Source organism: Streptomyces flaveus (genome assembly GCF_014647675.1).
Lineage (GTDB): Bacteria > Actinomycetota > Actinomycetes > Streptomycetales > Streptomycetaceae > Streptomyces > Streptomyces flaveus.
Map to the genome: position 1 here is coordinate 40,580 of NZ_BMPQ01000033.1, position 17,275 is coordinate 57,854.

Below are 17,275 nucleotides of genomic sequence, written 5' to 3' on the forward strand. Positions count from 1 at the left end.
ACGGCCCGTGGAACCCGAAGGATCGGATTCCACGGACCGTCAGCGACATCGGAAGCAGACCCGGAAGAAGGCAGGCCCGGAAGAAGAAGGCCCGGGCTCAGGAGCCCAAGCCGGCCGTCGGCAACCCCTCAGGCCACTTCCCGTCCTCCGACCGCGTGTACGTCTCCTCGCCGGACCCCTCCCATGTGACCTTCATGGTCGAGGAGTTGACGGAGTCGATCACGCCCTCGGCCCGGTCCTTGCTGCCGTCGTTGCACTTCAGGGTGATCTTCTGGGTGCCCGACGTCTCCCCGGCGGTCCCGCTGCACCAGGACCCGGCCGTCGAGAACAGCGCGACCTTCGCACCGTCGAACATCAACGCGACGAGCTTGCCGTTCTTCGTGGTGACCCAGCTGCCTTCCACCCCGTCGGCCCCGGCCGCACCCCCACCGGAGCCTCCGTCGGCGTCAGCCGAGCTCGCCACAGCGCTCGGCTGAGGCGACGAGGCCTCGTCCCCACCCCCGTCCTCGCTGCCGCTGCACCCGGTCAGGACGAGCGCGGCAGCCAGCCCCGCCGCCACGGACGCGAACCGCGCCTGCCTGCGCGAGAAGGTCGCCGAAGTCACTGAAGCCCCCAAGGGTCGGGCCAGAAGAAGCTGGTCGACCGCAAGCTACCAGTGCGTACAGCAGGCCCGTCTACCAGGACGATTTGCGCACACCGGGCAGAAAACCCGCGTGCGCCTGCTTGCGCAGATTCACCCGCGAGAGCCCGAAGGTGCGCAGGTACCCGCGCGGCCGTCCGTCCACACTGTCCCGGTTGCGTACGCGCGTGGCGCTGGCGTCGCGCGGCTGCCTGCGCAGTTCCTCCCGGGCGGCGAGCTTTTCGGCCTCCGAGGAGGACGGCCGGCGGATGATCTCCTTCAGCTCGGCACGGCGGGCCGCGTACCGCGCGACGATCTCCTGGCGCTTCTCGTTCTTCGCGATCTTGCTCTTCTTTGCCATCAGACCTTCACCCCACGGGCACGAATCCTGGCCACGGCCGCCTCGACGCCGATCGTGTCGACGGTCTTGATCCCCTTCGTGCTGAGCTTCAGCCGTACGTGCCTGCCCTCGCTCGGCAGCCAGTAGCGCTTGCTCTGGATGTTGGGGTCGAAGCGGCGGGACGTACGCCGATGGGAGTGGGAAATGGTGTTGCCGAAGCGTGGTTGGGCTCCGGTCAGCATGCAGTGGGCGGACATGGTGACGTACCTCTCTGGTTTCTCGCTGACTCGCGTTATTGGAAACGGGATCCGTTTTCATATACTAGTCGCATGGCACGCAACGAACTCCGTCCAGTCATCAAGCTCCGGTCCACGGCCGGGACCGGCTACACGTACGTCACGCGCAAGAACCGGCGTAACGACCCCGACCGGCTGACCCTGCGCAAGTACGACCCCGCCGTGGGCCGCCACGTCGACTTCCGAGAGGAGCGCTGATCCCGATGCGTGAGGGGACCCACCCGGCGTACGGCCCTGTCGTCTTCCGCGACCGTGCCGCCGACTACGCCTTTCTGACCCGCTCGACCATGACGAGCGAGAAGACGATCGAGTGGGAGGACGGCAACACCTACCCGGTCGTCGACGTCGAGATCTCGAACGTGAGCCATCCCTTCTATACGGGGACGGCCCGCGTGCTGGACACGGCGGGCCGTGTGGAGCGCTTCGAGAAGCGGTACGGCAAGCGCGAGGCCGGCTGATGCTGTCCGTCGCCATCGTCGGCGGACTGCACGCCGATGCCCGCAGAGCGGCCGTCGACCGGCTGCTCACGGACGTACCGGGGGCCGTCGCGCTGCACCATGACCTCGCGACGGCCGTGCAGGGCACGGTCGTTCGCACGATCCGCGACAGCGGCGGCCCGGTGTCGACCGGTGAGGCGCCGCTCGTCAACGACTGTGCGTGCTGTGCGCTGCGCGAGGACCTGGTGCCGGAGTTGGAGCGGCTCGCGGAGGACGGGACGACGCGGCTCGCGGTCGTGGAGCTGTGGGAGTCGGTCGAGCCCAAGGCGATGGCCGAGGTGGTCGCGGGCGCCGGGCTCCGGCTGACCTGCGTGATCACGGCGGTCGACCCCGCGCTGGTGCTGCCGTATCTCGGCAACGGCGACGACCTCGCGGAGGCGGGCCTCGCCGCTGCCGCCACCGACCAGCGCACCATCGCCGACACGTTCGCGCGTCAGCTGGAGTACGCGCCCGTGCTCGCCGTCGCCGAGTCCGACGAGGCCGACGACGAGGACCGGGCGCTGCTGGCGCAACTCCATCCGACCGCCCGCCAAGTCCCGCTCGGCCACGGTGACTTGGCGGGTGCCGCACTGGCCGGCTTCGACGTGGAAGCCGCCGCTGCCGCCCAGCACCCGGCCTGTGCACTGCTGCCGGCCGAGGCGGACGAGTGCGGCGTCTCCACCCTCGTATGGCACCGTCGGCGTCCCTTCCACCCGGAGCGGCTGTACGCGGCGCTGGAGGACGTGACCTGCGCCGCGGCCCGTAGCCGCGGCCGGTTCTGGCTCGCCGACCGGCCCGACACGCTGCTGCACTGGGACGCGGCCGGGGGCGCCCTGTGCGTCGAGAACGCGGGCCCCTGGCTGGCCTCCCTGCCGGACGCGGCCTGGGAGATGGTGCCGCCGGTACGCCGCGCCGCGGCGGCCCTCGACTGGGACCCGGAGCACGGCGACTGCTGCCAGCACCTGGTCTTCACGTCTCCGGGGCTGGACCGCGACGGCCTTGAACGGCTCCTCGAATCCTGCCTGTTGACCGACGCGGAGTACGCGGCGGGCCGCACCGCCTGGAAACAGCTCCCGCCCGCCTTCGACACCCTCCTGGAGATCTGACCCATGCCCCGCAAGCCCGAACGCAAGCCCCAGAAGTCCCGCCCCAACCCCCTGGACGTGGCCGGGATCACGTACATCGACTACAAGGACACCGACCTGCTACGGAAGTTCATCTCGGACCGGGGCAAGATCCGCAGCCGCCGCGTCACCCGGGTTTCTTCCCAGCAGCAGCGGCGGCTGGCCCGCGCGATCAAGAACGCACGGGAGATGGCACTGTTGCCGTACGCGTCACGGTAGCCACGCGCCACCCCATCGGCCCTCCACCAGCGGTGTTCATGCCGTCGGTGGAGGGCCGCTGTCGTTGACGGGCAGTCAGTTCGGCGGCCGTTCAATGGAACACAAACCGTGCGGGATACGTCTGTTCCTACGTACGAGGGGTTCGACCGGCACGGGGCCGGAGGCCGCATGCGATGCGATCTCCGGGGCAGGCGCTGGGACAGCTGTCAACGTGTGAGGCGCGAGTGAGTGCTGTAACCGCAGGACCACCGCGCGTGCACGTGCATCTGCCCATGCATCCGCACATGAAGAGGGCTATGATCCGGGTCAGTTGACCACCGCATCACTGGCACCAAAACGCCAACTGCGCCACTGGGGAGCGACCTGTGGACCACGACGTGTACAACGGCATGGCTGCCACGGAGCTGAATGGGGCGGCCTGGCAGAAGAGCAGGCACAGCAATTCCCAGGGCTCCTGTGTGGAGTTCGCCCGGCTGCCCGGAGGCGAGGTGGCGGTGCGCAACTCGCGCTTCCCGGACGGGCCCGCGCTCGTCTACACGCGCGCCGAGATCGAGGCCATGCTCCTGGGCATCAAGGACGGCGAGTTCGACCACCTGGTGGGCAACTGAGGGCGATCGCCCTCTTGCGCACCGTAACGCGCGTAGAACCGCGGCGCGAAAAAGCGCCGCGGTTCCTCAGCCGGCCGACTGGAGCCGGAACAGCGCCCACACGACCTTGCCGTTGAGCGTGCCCGCGAGCGGGTGCCACCCCCAGCTGTCGGCGAACGAGTCCACCAGGAACAGGCCGCGTCCCGACTCCGCCGAGAAGTCGTCCGAGTCGCGCGCCACCGGACTGTCGTGACTGGGATCGCGCACGGCGCACACGAGTCTCCCGGTCCAGTGCATCAAGTGCAGCCGCACGGGCGGACCGAACTCGGACCCGCGTGGGGTGTCCGCGGGCAGCGCATGCCGCAGCGCGTTGGTGACGAGTTCGGAGACGACCAGGCACACGTCGTCGAAGCGGTCGCCTATGTCCCACTCGTCCAGAGTTCCGCGCGTGAACTTCCGTGCGTCGCGCACCGCTTCGTAGCGGGCGGGCAGAGCACAAGAAGCGGCGTTGGACACGGCCGCGGGATCCAGTGGCGGAAGCCCCTGCCGTAACGGCTCGAGCATGGTCGATCCATTCGTCCCCATGCGAGGCACTCCCGGGATTCGCGGTCGTTGCGATGCAGCGGTGGCGCGAGACCATGGTTCCGAATGCTTTCGGCAGATGCAAGGGCAGATGCACGTGCACGTGCCTGAATTGGACCTTGACGTACCACTTCTTGCTCATTTTTTCCGCCAACTTCTTGCAGTTTTCTTACCCCTGGCTTCCCTCCGACCTCTCTCTGGCTGGTCTTCTCCTTGCAATTTCCTGTGCAACTGCCCTGGAGGTCTTGCCGTTTGTGTAACCGAACGAGTACACCGTGGAGTGTTTTAGTGGCAGACTGCGGCCCCTGAAGACAGTTGGGGAGGCTGACGAACGTGAGTGCGCAAGAGTCGGGATCGGTGGTACGACGTATGCTGCTCGGCTCGCAACTCAGGCGACTGCGGGAGTCGCGGGGGATCACGCGAGAGGCAGCCGGATACTCGATCCGGGCCTCCGAGTCGAAGATCAGCCGCATGGAATTGGGGAGGGTGAGCTTCAAAACGCGTGACGTCGAGGATCTGCTGACGCTGTACGGCATCACCGACGAGACGGAGCGCAACTCACTGCTCTCCCTCGCCAAGGAGGCCAACGTCGCGGGCTGGTGGCACAGCTACTCGGACGTGCTGCCCACCTGGTTCCCGACCTACGTCGGCCTGGAGGGCGCCGCGTCCCTGATCCGGTCGTACGAAGTGCAGTTCGTGCACGGCCTGCTGCAGACCGAGGAGTACGCGCACGCGGTCGTCGAGCGCGGCATGAAGAACGCGAGCGTGGCCGACATCGACAAGCGCGTGGCGCTGCGCATGGAGCGCCAGAAGTACCTGCTGTCCGACAACGCCCCGGACTTCCATGTCGTACTCGACGAAGCGGCACTGCGACGTCCGTACGGCGACCGGGAAGTGATGCGGGGACAGCTCCAGCATCTGATCAAGGTGTCCGAGCGGCCGAACGTACGGCTTCAGGTCATGCCGTTCAGCTTCGGCGGACACGCCGGCGAGAGCGGCGCCTTCACGGTGCTCACCTTCCCCGAGTCCGATCTGTCCGACGTGGTCTATCTGGAGCAGCTCACCAGCGCGCTGTATCTGGACAAGCAGGAGGACGTCACGCAGTACGGGAAGGCGATGCAGCAGCTCCAGGACGACAGCCCGGGGCCGAACGAGAGCCGGGACGTGCTGCGGGGTCTGCTGCAACTGTCCTGAAAGCCTTCACAGGTTCTCCAGCTTCTCCCCGGAGGGTTTTCCAAGTCCCTTCAAGTCCTTTGAAACACAAGTACGATGACGCGTGATCAGACCTTGACACGGATCGGGTTTCTGCGGGTGCCTGCCATGGGCGGGACCCGCCCCGGCAGTAAGGGATATGAGGGTCACATGTCGTCCTACTTCACGGACCTGGCTCAGCAGTACATCGACGGAGAGTGGCGTCCGGGGACGGGGTCCTGGGACATCATCGACTTCAACCCGTACGACGGTGAGAAGCTGGCGTCGATCACCATAGCCACGGTCGACGAGGTGGATCAGGCCTACAAGGCCGCCGCCCGTGTCCAGAAGGAGTGGGCGGCGACCAACGCGTACGCGCGGCGCGGGGTGTTCGAGAAGGCCCTGCGGATCATCGAGGACCGCGAGCAGGAGATCGCCGAGACGATCATCGCCGAGCTCGGCGGTACGCATCTGAAGGCGGGCTTCGAACTCCACCTCGCCAAGGAGTTCCTGCGCGAGGCGATCCATGTGGCGCTGCGTCCCGAGGGCCGGATCATTCCGTCGCCGGTCGACGGCAAGGAGAACCGCGTCTACCGCGTTCCGGTCGGCGTCGTCGGTGTGATCAGCCCCTTCAACTTCCCCTTCCTGCTGTCGCTGAAGTCCGTGGCGCCCGCCCTGGCGCTGGGCAACGCCGTGGTCCTCAAGCCGCACCAGAACACCCCGATCTGCGGTGGTTCCCTGGTCGCGAAGATCTTCGAGGACGCGGGGCTGCCGGCCGGCCTGCTGAACGTCGTGATCACCGACATCGCGGAGATCGGCGACGCATTCATCGAGCACCCGATCCCCAAGGTCATCTCCTTCACCGGCTCCGACAAGGTGGGCCGCCACGTCGCCACGGTCTGCGCCTCGCAGTTCAAGCGCGCCGTCCTCGAACTCGGCGGCAACAGCGCGCTGGTGGTTCTCGACGACGCCGACATCGACTACGCGGTCGACGCGGCCGTCTTCAGCCGGTACGTGCACCAGGGCCAGGTCTGCATGGCCGCCAACCGTGTGCTGGTGGACCGCTCGATCGAGGCGGAGTTCACCGAGAAGTTCGTCGCCAAGGTGAAGACCCTGAAGGCGGGCGACCCGCGCGACCCGCAGACAGTCATCGGCCCGGTCATCAACTCCTCGCAGGCGGACGCCATTTCGGGCGCCGTCGACCAGGCGATCGCCGAGGGCGCCACCGCGCTCGTGCACGGCTCCACCACCGACAACCTCGTCGAGCCGAGCGTCCTGACGGGCCTGCCCGCCGACGCGGCGATCCTCCAGCAGGAGGTCTTCGGCCCGGTCGCGCTCCTCATCCCGTTCGACGGCGAGGAGGAGGCTGTACGCCTCGTCAACGACACCCCGTACGGCCTGAGCGGCGCCGTGCACACCGCCAACATCGAGCGCGGCGTCTCCTTCGCCAAGCAGATCGACACAGGCATGTTCCACGTGAACGACGGCACGGTCCACGACGAGCCGCTGGTCGCCTTCGGCGGCGAGAAGTCCTCCGGCATCGGCCGCCTGAACGGCGAGGCGACGGTCGAGGCGTTCACGACGCAGAAGTGGATCTCTGTGCAGCATGGGCGGAGCTTCTTTCCGTTCTGAGGCCCGGCTTCGATGATCGACAGTCATGCACCCAGGTGCACACTGGGTGCATGACTGCTGCGCTGGAGGACCTCGAGGACGCGCTGGCTCTCGCCCGTCTGGAGCGTGACCGCGCTCTCGGTCGCACCGAGCCCCCCGTACCGCATGGCGATGCCCGCCGCGCCCTGCTCGAAGCGGCGGGGAGGAGCGAGCAGATTGGCCGTGCGCCCATGTGATCTGGCCGTCAGGGCTGTCGAGGCCATGTGAAATTCGTCGGGCCTTGCGGACAGAATCTGACCTATATGGCCCATAGCTTCGTCGGTGTCAGACCAGAGGCATACCGACGAAAGGCGGCCGGTCATGGTTGCTCACGTTTCCCCTGAGGCGCACGGTGATGAGCGTGGGGCGCTGCTCTCCTTTCTGGAGGAGCAGCGCGGAGGCATCCGGCGGGCGGTGCTCGGGTTGACGGAGGAGCAGGCGGCTTCGCGGCCCAGTGTCAGTGAGTTGTCGCTCGCGGGGCTGGTCAAGCATGTTGCCGAGATCGAGCAGGGGTGGATCGCGCGGGCCAGGCGGGAGGCCCCCGCGGTCCACCGGGACGAGTCGAACTGGCACGAGTGTTTCCGGCTCGCGGGTGACGAGACGCTTGAGTCGCAGCTCGCGTACTGGGAGAAGGTCGCGGCCGAGACGGAAGCGTTCATCCGGTCGGTGCCCAGCCTCGACGACACCTTCTTGCTGCCGAAGACGTCCTGGAATCCGAAGGATGAATGGCTCTCCATGCGCTGGCTGTGCCTGCACCTGATCCGCGAGACGGCCCGGCATGCCGGTCACGCCGACATCATCCGCGAGTCCCTGGACGGGAAGACGGCCTTCGAGCTCGTCGCTCTGGAGCAGGGCACGAGCTGGGGCTGACCCGTGCGGTTCTACGCTGGCCCCATGTCAGCGATCCGTCTTCTCGTTCTCGGTGCCGTCCGTCAGCACGGCCGGGCCCACGGCTACCAGGTGCGCAACGACCTGGAGTACTGGGGCGCGCACGAGTGGTCCAACGCCAAGCCGGGCTCGATCTACCACGCGCTCAAGCAGATGGCGAAGCAAGGCCTGCTGCACGCGCACGAGATCGCGCCCTCCACGGCCGGCGGCCCGCCGCGCACCGAGTACGAGATCACGGAGAAGGGCACCGAGGAGTTCCTCACGCTGCTTCGCGGATCCCTGACCGCGTACGACCAGAGGCCGGACGTGCTCTCGGCCGCGCTCGGCTTCATGGTCGACCTGGACCGTGAGGAGGTCCTCGAACTCCTCGAGGAGCGAGTGCTCGCCATAGAGGAGTGGCGCAAAGCCGTCACCGAGTACTACACGCCCGAGGACGGCCCCGAACAGCTCGGCCACATCGGCGAGATCATGAACTTCTGGGTCCACTCGGCCGACACGGGCGCCGAGTGGACCCGCGGCCTGATCGAGCGGATCCGAGGCGGGGCGTACACCTTCGCGGGCGAGGGGGAACCGTTCGTGGGGGTGCTCGCGGAGGGCCAGGAGAATCCGTACGCGACGGGGGAGCGGCATGCGGGGGACGCGCGCTGAGTCGGCGAGTCGGGCGTGTGGGGTCGAGCGCGCTCGGTCGGCTGGGGTTAATCAAGTTTGACTAATTGACTCGGTGGGCATACCCTTCACGGGCAAGCTACTAGTCAAGTTTGACTAAGCTGTACCGGAGGGAGCCGGATGACCGACGCGATCGTCGTCGAGGGCGTACGGAAGAGATACGGGGACAAGGCGGCCCTGAACGGGCTGGATCTGGCGGTGCGGAGCGGCACCGTGCACGGTCTGCTCGGGCCGAACGGCGCCGGCAAGACCACCGCGGTACGCGTGCTGACCACGCTGCTGCGGCCGGACGAGGGGCGCGCGGAGGTCGCCGGGTACGACGTCGTGCGGGAGGCCGGCCGGGTGCGGCGACGCATCGGCCTGCTCGGCCAGCACGCCGCGCTCGACGAGGAACTCGGCGGACGGCAGAACCTGGAGATGTTCGGGCGCCTCTACCACCTGGGCGCCCGCCACGCGCGCGTGCGGGCCGACGAGCTCCTGGAGCGCTTCGGTCTCGCGGACACGGGCCGCAAGGCGGTGAAGCAGTACAGCGGCGGCATGCGGCGCCGACTGGACCTCGCAGCCTCCCTCATCACCGAGCCGGAGGTGCTCTTCCTGGACGAACCGACCACAGGGCTCGACCCGCGTGGCCGCGCCGAGGTGTGGGGCGCGGTGCGCTCCCTGGTCGGCGGCGGCACGACCGTACTGCTCACCACGCAGTACCTGGAAGAGGCCGACCAGCTCGCCGACCACATCTCGGTCGTCGACCGGGGCCGGGTCATCGCGGACGGCACGGCGGACGAACTGAAGACGAAGACGGGCGGCGACCGGATCGACGTGGTCCTGCGGGACGGCGGCCAACTGGGTGCCGCCGTAGCCCTGTTGCCGTTCGACAAGGACGACATCTCCGTGGACGCCGACCGCCGCCTCCTCAGCGCCCCGGTCACCGACCGCATGGCGGCGCTCGCCGGGGCCGTACGCGCCCTGGAGGAGGCCGGGATCGAGGCGGAGGACATCGCCCTGCGGCGGCCGACGCTGGACGAGGTGTTCCTGCACCTCACGGGAGGCGACCCCACGGGATCCACAGGAGACGACCACCGCGATCACGCTGTGAAGGAGGCCGTGTGAGTACGACGTACGAAGAGAGCCGCGTGGCGACGTACGAGACGAGCCATGACGGTGGGTGGGCGTACGTCCTCACCGACTGCTGGACCATGACCCGGCGCGAACTCGCCCACTGGGCGCGGCAGCCGGTGCAGATGGTCGTCGGGCTCGTGTTCCCCGTGATGCTGCTGGTGATGTTCGGCTATCTGGTCGGCGGCGGACGGGGCGTCGAGGGCGACTACATCGACTTCCTGGTGCCCGGGATGCTGGCGCTGACCATGGCCTTCGGTCTGGAGGCCACGATGATCGCCGTCACCCAGGACCTCAACAAGGGGGTGATCGACCGCTTCCGGTCGATGCCGATGACCAATGGGGCGGTCCTGGTGGGTCGTTCGGCCGCCGACATGCTCCAGTCGGCGGTGGGTCTGGCCGTGCTGATCGGCGTCGCGTATGCGCTCGGCTGGCGGGCGCACGGCACGTTCGGGTCCTTCCTGGGGGCCGTGGGGCTGCTGCTGCTGTTCCGGTTCGCGATGCTGTGGATCGGCATCCAGCTGGCGATGGTGGCCGGAAAGCCGGAGCTGGTACAGGCCGTGCAGATCCTGGTCTGGCCGGTCGGCTTCCTGTCCAACGCGTTCGCGGTCCCGAAGTCCATGCCGGACTGGCTGGGCACGGTGGTCGAGTGGAACCCGATGTCACACACGGCAACAGCGGTACGGGACCTGCTCGGCAGCCCCGGCGGCGAGCCCGGCCACGTCTGGGCGGCGATCATCTGGCCGCTCGCCCTGCTGACGGTCTTCTTCCCGCTGGCGGTGCGGAGGTTCGGGGCGCTGAGCAAGTAGCCGCGGCTCAGTGATGGAACCCGGTCGCCGCCTCCGTGTCGTGCGTCAGCGGATTCGGCTGGCGGCGAAGCTCGGGCAGCAGGCGCCCCAGGTCCTCGATGAACAGTTCGGCGAGGTCGGACGAGAAGCCGTTGCGGCACACGACGCGCAGCGCGGAGAGGTCCTCGCGGTTCGCCGGGAAGGTGTACGCGGGGACGAGCCAGCCTCGCTCGCGCATCCTCCGGGACACGTCGAAGACGTCGTACGCCGTCACATCGGTTGCTGTCGTGAAGGCGAAGACCGGCAACTGGTCGCCACGAGTGAGGAGTCGGAAGTCTCCCAGCCCCTCGACGCGGTCGGCGAGCCCCATGGCCACGTCCCGCGTCGCCTGCTGGACCGCCCGGAAGCCCTCGCGGCCCAGCCGCAGGAACGTGTAGTACTGCGCGACGACCTGGGCGCCCGGCCGGGAGAAGTTGAGTGCGAAGGTGGGCATGTCGCCGCCGAGGTAGTTCACCCTGAAGACCAGTTCCTCGGGCAGCTCGGCGGCGGACCGCCACAGGGCCCAGCCGACACCGGGGTACACGAGCCCGTACTTGTGCCCCGAGGTGTTGATGGAGGCCACGCGCGGCAGCCGGAAGTCCCAGAGCAGGTCCGCGTCGAGGAAGGGAGCGACCATCGCTCCGGACGCCCCGTCGACATGGACGGGAATGTCGAGACCTGTTCGCTCCTGCAACTCGTCCAGGGCGGTGCAGAGTTCGGCGATCGGCTCGTACGACCCGTCGAAGGTGGACCCCAGGATGCCGACGACACCGATGGTGTTCTCGTCGCACAACTCGGCAGCCGCCTGCGGATCGAGGTGGAACCGGTCGCCCTCCATGGGCACTTGGCGCGCCTCGACCTCCCAGAAGGTGCAGAACTTCTCCCAGCAGACCTGGACGTTGACGCCCATGACGAGGTTCGGGCGAGCTCCGGGATACCGGTCGGCATTCTTCTTGGCCCAGCGGCGCTTGAGCGCCATGCCCGCGAGCATGCATGCCTCGCTCGACCCGGTCGTCGAGCAGCCCACGGCGGCGGACGGATCCGGCGCGTTCCACAGGTCGGCGAGCATCGCCACGCACCGCCGCTCCAGCTCTGCCGTTCGCGGATACTCGTCCTTGTCGATCATGTTCTTGTCCCGGCACTCCGCCATCAGCACGTCGGCCTGCGGTTCCATCCAGGTGGTGACGAAGGTGGCGAGGTTGAGGCGAGAGTTCCCGTCCAGCATCAGCTCGTCGTGGACGAGCTGATAGGCCGTGGCCGGTGGCAGCGGCCCGTCCGGCAGCCGGTGCTGGGGTGGAGCCTCGGTCATGCCTCCGACCGGATTGGCCTCGCCGTAGAAGGGGTTGGCGGCCCGGGGGCGCTCGTCGGGCTTCTCGGGGCCAGTGTGGAGCGGCATGGTGCCTCCGGTCGGTCAGGTCGGGCTTCCATGATGGATCACAGGGGTGTCATAACCGGGTAAAGGTTGCATAGCGACTGGAGGTGATGAGTTACTCACAGGGTGGCTCTCATCGGTGTACAGGGGGCGCACAAGGAGGCCATGGAACCTGGAGGCGTCACTCGGCGTTGATAGCTTTGGTTGTCCGAAGCAGAAAAGACGATCGTCTGCGCCTCACTTCACCCTCAGGAGCCCGGAACCATGACGCTTGCCCTTGGACCAAGCTGGTTGGATCCGGACTACCTGCTCGACACATTCGGCATCTGGGGACTGCTGGTCATCGTCTTCGCCGAGTCCGGCCTGCTCATCGGCTTCTTCCTGCCGGGTGACTCGCTGCTGTTCACGGCGGGGCTGCTGATCGCCGAGGGCACGCTGGACTTCCCGCTGTGGGCGGCCGTCATCCTGATCTGTATCGCCGCGATCCTCGGCGACCAGGCGGGCTACATGTTCGGCAAGAAAGTGGGGCCCGCGCTGTTCAAGCGCCCGGACTCCCGCCTCTTCAAACAGGAGAACGTGGTCAAGGCCCACGACTTCTTCGAGAAGTACGGGCCCAAGTCCCTTGTGCTGGCCCGCTTCGTGCCCATCGTGCGGACGTTCACGCCGATCATCGCGGGCGTCAGCGGCATGCGGTACCGCTCGTTCCTCACGTTCAACATCCTCGGCGGCATCCTCTGGGGCGCGGGCGTCACGCTGCTCGGCCATTGGCTGGGCCAGATCGACTTCGTGAAGAAGAACATCGAGGCGATCCTCATCCTGATCGTCTTCCTCTCCGTGCTGCCGATCATCATCGAGATCCTGAAAGCCCGCGGCAAGTCGAAGAAGAGCCCGCAACAGGCTCCGGAGGCACCGCCCGCCATGGACGACGCGACGACCCAGCTGCGCGCCGTGCCACCGGCCCACCAGGACCAGACGTACGGCCACCAGGGCCAGGACCAGGGCGCATACGGCCACCAGGGCCGCCAGGACCAGGGATACGGCCACCAGGGCGGCCAGGGCTACCCGCAGCAGCAACCGCAACAGCAGCCCCCGTACGGCTCGGACCAGGGTTACGGACAGCAGCAGGGCCAGCCGCCCTACGCCGCCCAGTACCCGCAGGGCCAGCAATACCCGCAGGGCGGCCAGGGCGGCTACCCGTACGGCCAGGGCCAGGACTACCCGCAAGGCTGAGCGGGCCTGGGCAGTCCCGCGACCCCGAGGGGGCCGGAGGCCCCCAAGGGGCGCGGGGAACGGCGCGACCAGCCACAAACAACCCGCAGCCGCCAGCGAACCAGTAGCCCCGAGCTATAAGGCGCCCTCAGAAACCACGTGTCCGCTTGGCCGCACGCCGCCCCTCCGTCGAAACCCCCGGCAGCCGCATGAACAGCCGGGAGATCTCCGAGCCGAGGTTCACACCGATCGCGATGGCCATCGCGAGAGCGGCGGCCTTGGACAGGTTGACAAGGCCGGCGTCGACGTCGTTCTGGGCGATGGACAGCAGCCCGAAGTACGTCGCCGAACCGGGCAGCAGCGGCCCGATCGCCGCCGTCGTGTACGGCAGGGCGGAGGCGAACCGGAAGCGGGACAGCAACTGTCCGAACAGGCCCACCACGCCCGCCGCGACAGCCGTGGAGGCGACCGGCGAGAGCCCGCCCGGGTAGTGCATCGCGCCGTACACCGACCAGGCCACCCCACCGTTGAGGGTCACCATCAGGACGGTGGATCGTTCCTGCTGGAGCAGTACGGCGAAGGCCAGCGCCAGCAGCATCGAGGCGACGATCGCCACCACGGGCTGCTGGGAGCTGCTCACGGCGATATCCGGATCCAGCTCCGCGCCCAGCTTCACTCCGAAGTACAGCGCCAGCAGAACCCCGGTGACGATGCCCACGTAGAAGTACATGACCTCCAGCAGGCGCGCGGCGGCGGTGATGTAGAAGCCGGTCAGCCCGTCCTGGACGCCCGCGACCAGCGCCCGCCCGGGCAGCAGCGCGAAGAGCCCACCGGTGACCACCGCGGACGACGCCACGTCGACGTTCGCCAGTGTCAGCGCGATGCCGATCGCGGCCGGAGGCATCGCGGCCACCGTGAACTGGTAGAACTCGGGCAGCCCGCGCCCCGCGCACAGCCACGCCAGCCGGTCGCCGAGCATCGCGCCGAGCGCGGCGGCGACGAACACGATGGCGTCACCGCCGACGAGCACGGAGGCCGCGCCCGCGAGCAGCCCGGCGGCACCGGTCAGTACCCAGCCGGGATAGGGGTGCCGGTTGCGTCGTATCTCCGCGAGCCGCCGGTAGGCCTCCTCCAGGGAGACCTCGGTCTCGTCGTCACTGATGTCGTCGACGAGGCGGTACACGGCCGCGAGCCGCGTGTAGTCGGTGGCCCGGCGGCGTACCGTCCGCGAGGCCGTGATCGGGTCGTCCACCAGGGACGGCTGGTACGACATGGACAGCAAGGTGAAGGTGACGTTCGGCTCACAGCGGTCCAGGCCGTACGAACGGCAGACGGCGAGCATCGCCGCCTCCACGTCCTCGGCGCCCTCGCCGCCCGCGAGCAGCAGTTCGCCGATACGCAGCGTCAGGTCGAGCACCCGCGGGACGGCCGGGCCGTCGTCCTCCTCCGTGCGCTGGGCGGGCTCGGCGACGGGCCGGTCGGACACCGGCATACGCAGCATCGTGCGCATTCGGTCCTGCCAGGGCACCTCCTTGGTCAGCCTGACCACGGGGATGCCGGTCGGCGGGGTGAAGGCGGGGGCCCGGTACGTACGCGGGGCGTTGAACGCCGAGCCCTCCCGCTCGGCGGACGGCGGCTCGGGCGGCGCGAGCCCTTCAGGGATCGCGAACTCCGACGTCGTATGCGACTCGTCCTCGAACGCCGCTGCCACCCCGCTCGGCGGCGCGAACGCGCTCCTCGCCTCGTCCGACTGCGGCTTACGGTCCTCCGCGTCCGGCTCAGCCACCAGCTCCCGCCCCACTTCTCCTACGTCCGTTCCCGTACGTGCTCCCCCGTACGCCGTATCTCGGATGTACGCCTCTGCGCAAGAACGCCTCAGCGCAAGAACACACGAACGGGCCGCGTCACCCATCGGGTCACGCGGCCCGCCGGTCGATCATTCGGCCTCAGTGGCCGCCGGTCTCCTTGAAGCGCTTGTAGGAGCGCTCGATCTCGGCCTCGGCGTCCGTGCGGCCCACCCAGTTGGCGCCCTCGACGGACTTGCCGGGCTCCAGGTCCTTGTAGACCTCGAAGAAGTGCTGGATCTCCAGACGGTCGAACTCCGACACATGGTGGATGTCCCGCAGGTGCTCCACGCGCGGGTCGTGCGCCGGGACGCACAGCAGCTTGTCGTCGCCGCCGGCCTCGTCCGTCATGCGGAACATGCCGATCGTGCGGCACTGGATGAGGCAGCCGGGGAAGGTCGGCTCGTCCAGGATGACGAGGGCGTCCAGCGGGTCGCCGTCCTCGCCGAGGGTGTTCTCGACGAAGCCGTAGTCGGCCGGGTAGCTGGTCGAGGTGAAGAGTCGACGGTCCAGGCGGATCCGACCGGTCTCGTGGTCCACCTCGTACTTGTTCCGCGAACCCTTCGGAATCTCGATCGTGACGTCGAACTCCACCGGTGGCTCCTCCATGATCAACACATACGTCTGGTGGTTAAGTGTCCCTCACGCAGGTGTGTGATCGCGAAAGGGGTTGGTGTCCGTGCCGGAGCTGAAGGCTTGGCGGGCCGCGCGACCGCATGTGGAGCGGATCGCGCGAGCCGTGAGGCCGGGGCTCGTACGGGCCGTGGAAGCCGTCAGGCCGTGGCTCGTACGGTCCTTGGGGGCTGTGCGGCCGCGGATCGCGCGGCTGACCACCGTGCAGTTCACGGCGGGCGCCGCTCTCCTCGGCCTCGCACTGGCGGCCACCGTGGTGACCGCGGCCGGCCCTTGGGACTCCAGCGGTCAGCGTACGGCCGAGCGGGACTGGGCGGCATCGCGGGAGGGGGTAGGTGGCGCAGATCACGGCCCTGGATCCGGCCCTGAATCCGGTACGTCCGAGAAGGCGCCGCGCCCCGCACCCAGCGCCCCCTCCGTACTCGCCGGCCTCGGGCGCACGACCGGCACCGTTTCCTCGCCCACCGAGAAGGCCCTCGCCGATGTCCTCGGCCCACTGCTCGACGACCCCTCGCTGGGTTCGGAACGTACGGCCGCGGTCGTCGACGTGGCCACCGGCAAGCGGCTGTACGGCAGGGCCGCGGGCGAGGCGCTGACGCCCGCCTCCACCACGAAGATCGCCACCGCCGTCGCGGCGCTCTCCGCGGCGGGCGCCGACCACCGCATCGCGACCCGCACGGTCCTCGATCCCGGCACCAAGAAACTCGTCCTCGTCGGCGGCGGCGACCCCACGCTGACCGCCCGCGAGGAAACGAAGGGCAACGCCAGCCTGCGTACGCTCGCCGACGAGACCGCCCGGGCCCTCAAGGCCCGCAAGCTGGACGTGGTGACGCTCTCGTACGACACCACGCTGTACGACGGCCCAGCGCTGCACCCCATCGGTCGCAACGTCAACCTCGCACCGGTCACCGCCCTGATGACCGACGAGGGACGCCTCAACGACTCGTCCTCCGGCCCTGCGGACCGCAGCACGGACCCGGCGGCGGACGCGGCCCGGCAGTTCGCGGCCCTCCTGAACGACCGTGGCATCAAGACCAAGTCCCCCGGCCCCTCCAAGGCGACGGGCCGCGCGGAGCCTCTCGCGAAGGTCGAGTCCCCGCCCCTGTCCGCCCTGGTCGAGCGGATGCTGACCAACAGCGACAACGACATCGCCGAGGCCCTGGCCCGCCAGACCGCACTCGCCTCCGGCGAACAGGCCAGCTTCGAAGGCGGCTCCACGGCGATCCGTACGCAGCTGAAGAAGCTCGGACTGCCCATGGAAGGCGCCCGGTTCGCGGACGGCAGCGGCCTGGACCGAGCCGACCGACTCACCGCGGACCTGCTCACCGCCCTCCTGGCCAAGGCAGGCGCCCCCGACCACCCCGAACTCCGCCCCGCCCTGACCGGCCTCCCCGTAGCAGGCTTCACCGGAACCCTCCGCAACCGCTACACGGACCAGCCCGGCACGGGAGTCGTACGAGCGAAGACAGGCACGCTGACGGGCGTACACACCCTGGCAGGCACGGTGGTGGACACAGAGGGCCGCCTACTGGCCTTCGCTTTCCTGACGTCTTCGGACCGCCCGGCGGATCCGGCAGCAACACAGAAGACGCTGGACGGCGCGGCGTCGGCGCTGGCGAACTGCGGCTGCGGCTCCTGA

The 17,275-nt window shown here is 68.6% G+C and carries 21 protein-coding genes; 13 read left to right on the plus strand and 8 right to left on the minus strand.

What is annotated here, in order from left to right:
• Positions 1-97: 97 nt before the first annotated feature.
• The 3 genes from IEZ21_RS38895 to rpmB form a co-directional block, all read right to left on the minus strand.
• Positions 98-604 carry a hypothetical protein gene (locus IEZ21_RS38895; protein ID WP_189326551.1) on the minus strand — a complete coding sequence of 169 codons (507 nt, stop codon included), beginning with the start codon at positions 602-604 and terminating at the stop codon, positions 98-100.
• Between the two features lie 70 nt (positions 605-674).
• Positions 675-980, minus strand: coding sequence for a 30S ribosomal protein S14 (gene rpsN / locus IEZ21_RS38900; protein ID WP_033321694.1), 306 nt, complete (start codon positions 978-980; stop codon positions 675-677).
• Positions 980-1,216 (minus strand): 50S ribosomal protein L28, encoded by a 237-nt coding sequence (gene rpmB, locus IEZ21_RS38905; protein ID WP_033321693.1) that lies wholly within the window; start codon positions 1,214-1,216, stop codon positions 980-982. Before rpmB ends, rpsN begins: the two co-directional genes overlap by 1 nt.
• Positions 1,217-1,288: 72 nt before the next feature.
• On the opposite strand from rpmB, the gene rpmG reads away from it, so the two are divergent.
• The 5 genes from rpmG (at position 1,289) to IEZ21_RS38930 (ending at position 3,682) form a co-directional block, all read left to right on the plus strand.
• Positions 1,289-1,453, plus strand: a complete 165-nt coding sequence (gene rpmG / locus IEZ21_RS38910) for a 50S ribosomal protein L33 (RefSeq protein WP_189326552.1) — start codon at positions 1,289-1,291, stop codon at positions 1,451-1,453.
• Positions 1,454-1,458: 5 nt separating this feature from the next.
• Complete coding sequence (locus IEZ21_RS38915) at positions 1,459-1,713, plus strand: type B 50S ribosomal protein L31 (protein WP_189326553.1); 255 nt, start codon at positions 1,459-1,461, stop codon at positions 1,711-1,713.
• Entirely contained in the window at positions 1,713-2,837 is a 1,125-nt protein-coding gene (locus IEZ21_RS38920; RefSeq protein WP_189326554.1) for a CobW family GTP-binding protein, read from the plus strand. The genes IEZ21_RS38915 and IEZ21_RS38920 overlap by 1 nt, the downstream gene beginning before the upstream one ends.
• A 3-nt stretch (positions 2,838-2,840) precedes the next feature.
• Positions 2,841-3,074, plus strand: coding sequence for a 30S ribosomal protein S18 (gene rpsR, locus IEZ21_RS38925; RefSeq protein WP_033321689.1), 234 nt, complete (start codon positions 2,841-2,843; stop codon positions 3,072-3,074).
• 389 nt (positions 3,075-3,463) lie between these two features.
• Positions 3,464-3,682, plus strand: coding sequence for a DUF397 domain-containing protein (locus IEZ21_RS38930; RefSeq protein WP_051744783.1), 219 nt, complete (start codon positions 3,464-3,466; stop codon positions 3,680-3,682).
• 66 nt (positions 3,683-3,748) lie between these two features.
• Here IEZ21_RS38930 and IEZ21_RS38935 read toward each other — a convergent pair whose 3' ends face one another.
• Positions 3,749-4,225 carry an ATP-binding protein gene (locus tag IEZ21_RS38935; RefSeq protein WP_189326555.1) on the minus strand — a complete coding sequence of 159 codons (477 nt, stop codon included), beginning with the start codon at positions 4,223-4,225 and terminating at the stop codon, positions 3,749-3,751.
• 375 nt (positions 4,226-4,600) lie between these two features.
• Here IEZ21_RS38935 and IEZ21_RS38940 point away from each other — a divergent pair, with 375 nt between their 5' ends.
• Complete coding sequence (locus IEZ21_RS38940) at positions 4,601-5,437, plus strand: Sco1979 family transcriptional regulator (protein ID WP_506004892.1); 837 nt, start codon at positions 4,601-4,603, stop codon at positions 5,435-5,437.
• A gap of 168 nt (positions 5,438-5,605) precedes the next feature.
• Positions 5,606-7,066 carry an aldehyde dehydrogenase family protein gene (locus tag IEZ21_RS38945; protein ID WP_033321685.1) on the plus strand — a complete coding sequence of 487 codons (1,461 nt, stop codon included), beginning with the start codon at positions 5,606-5,608 and terminating at the stop codon, positions 7,064-7,066.
• 23 nt (positions 7,067-7,089) lie between these two features.
• On the opposite strand, the gene IEZ21_RS38950 is transcribed toward IEZ21_RS38945, so the two are convergent.
• The gene (locus IEZ21_RS38950; RefSeq protein ID WP_189326556.1) at positions 7,090-7,308 is read right to left on the minus strand and encodes a hypothetical protein; all 219 of its coding nucleotides are present in this window, start codon (positions 7,306-7,308) and stop codon (positions 7,090-7,092) included.
• Positions 7,309-7,405: 97 nt separating this feature from the next.
• On the opposite strand from IEZ21_RS38950, the gene IEZ21_RS38955 reads away from it, so the two are divergent.
• From IEZ21_RS38955 to IEZ21_RS38970, 4 genes are all read left to right on the plus strand, one after another.
• Entirely contained in the window at positions 7,406-7,954 is a 549-nt protein-coding gene (locus tag IEZ21_RS38955; RefSeq protein ID WP_189326557.1) for a DinB family protein, read from the plus strand.
• 24 nt (positions 7,955-7,978) lie between these two features.
• A complete protein-coding gene (locus tag IEZ21_RS38960) occupies positions 7,979-8,620 on the plus strand; it encodes a PadR family transcriptional regulator (protein ID WP_189326558.1) in 642 nt (213 codons plus the stop codon).
• A 138-nt stretch (positions 8,621-8,758) separates the two neighbouring features.
• Positions 8,759-9,745, plus strand: a complete 987-nt coding sequence (locus IEZ21_RS38965) for an ATP-binding cassette domain-containing protein (RefSeq protein ID WP_189326559.1) — start codon at positions 8,759-8,761, stop codon at positions 9,743-9,745.
• 86 nt (positions 9,746-9,831) lie between these two features.
• Positions 9,832-10,560 (plus strand): ABC transporter permease, encoded by a 729-nt coding sequence (locus IEZ21_RS38970; RefSeq protein ID WP_189326593.1) that lies wholly within the window; start codon positions 9,832-9,834, stop codon positions 10,558-10,560.
• A gap of 7 nt (positions 10,561-10,567) precedes the next feature.
• On the opposite strand, the gene gad is transcribed toward IEZ21_RS38970, so the two are convergent.
• Complete coding sequence (gene gad / locus IEZ21_RS38975; RefSeq protein WP_189326560.1) at positions 10,568-11,974, minus strand: glutamate decarboxylase; 1,407 nt, start codon at positions 11,972-11,974, stop codon at positions 10,568-10,570.
• Between the two features lie 240 nt (positions 11,975-12,214).
• On the opposite strand from gad, the gene IEZ21_RS38980 reads away from it, so the two are divergent.
• Positions 12,215-13,180 carry a DedA family protein gene (locus IEZ21_RS38980; RefSeq protein ID WP_189326561.1) on the plus strand — a complete coding sequence of 322 codons (966 nt, stop codon included), beginning with the start codon at positions 12,215-12,217 and terminating at the stop codon, positions 13,178-13,180.
• A gap of 127 nt (positions 13,181-13,307) precedes the next feature.
• Here IEZ21_RS38980 and IEZ21_RS38985 read toward each other — a convergent pair whose 3' ends face one another.
• Complete coding sequence (locus tag IEZ21_RS38985) at positions 13,308-14,948, minus strand: threonine/serine exporter family protein (RefSeq protein WP_373302357.1); 1,641 nt, start codon at positions 14,946-14,948, stop codon at positions 13,308-13,310.
• A gap of 157 nt (positions 14,949-15,105) precedes the next feature.
• A complete protein-coding gene (locus tag IEZ21_RS38990) occupies positions 15,106-15,597 on the minus strand; it encodes an inorganic diphosphatase (protein ID WP_033321679.1) in 492 nt (163 codons plus the stop codon).
• Between the two features lie 79 nt (positions 15,598-15,676).
• Here IEZ21_RS38990 and dacB point away from each other — a divergent pair, with 79 nt between their 5' ends.
• Positions 15,677-17,275 (plus strand): D-alanyl-D-alanine carboxypeptidase/D-alanyl-D-alanine endopeptidase, encoded by a 1,599-nt coding sequence (gene dacB, locus IEZ21_RS38995; protein WP_189326563.1) that lies wholly within the window; start codon positions 15,677-15,679, stop codon positions 17,273-17,275.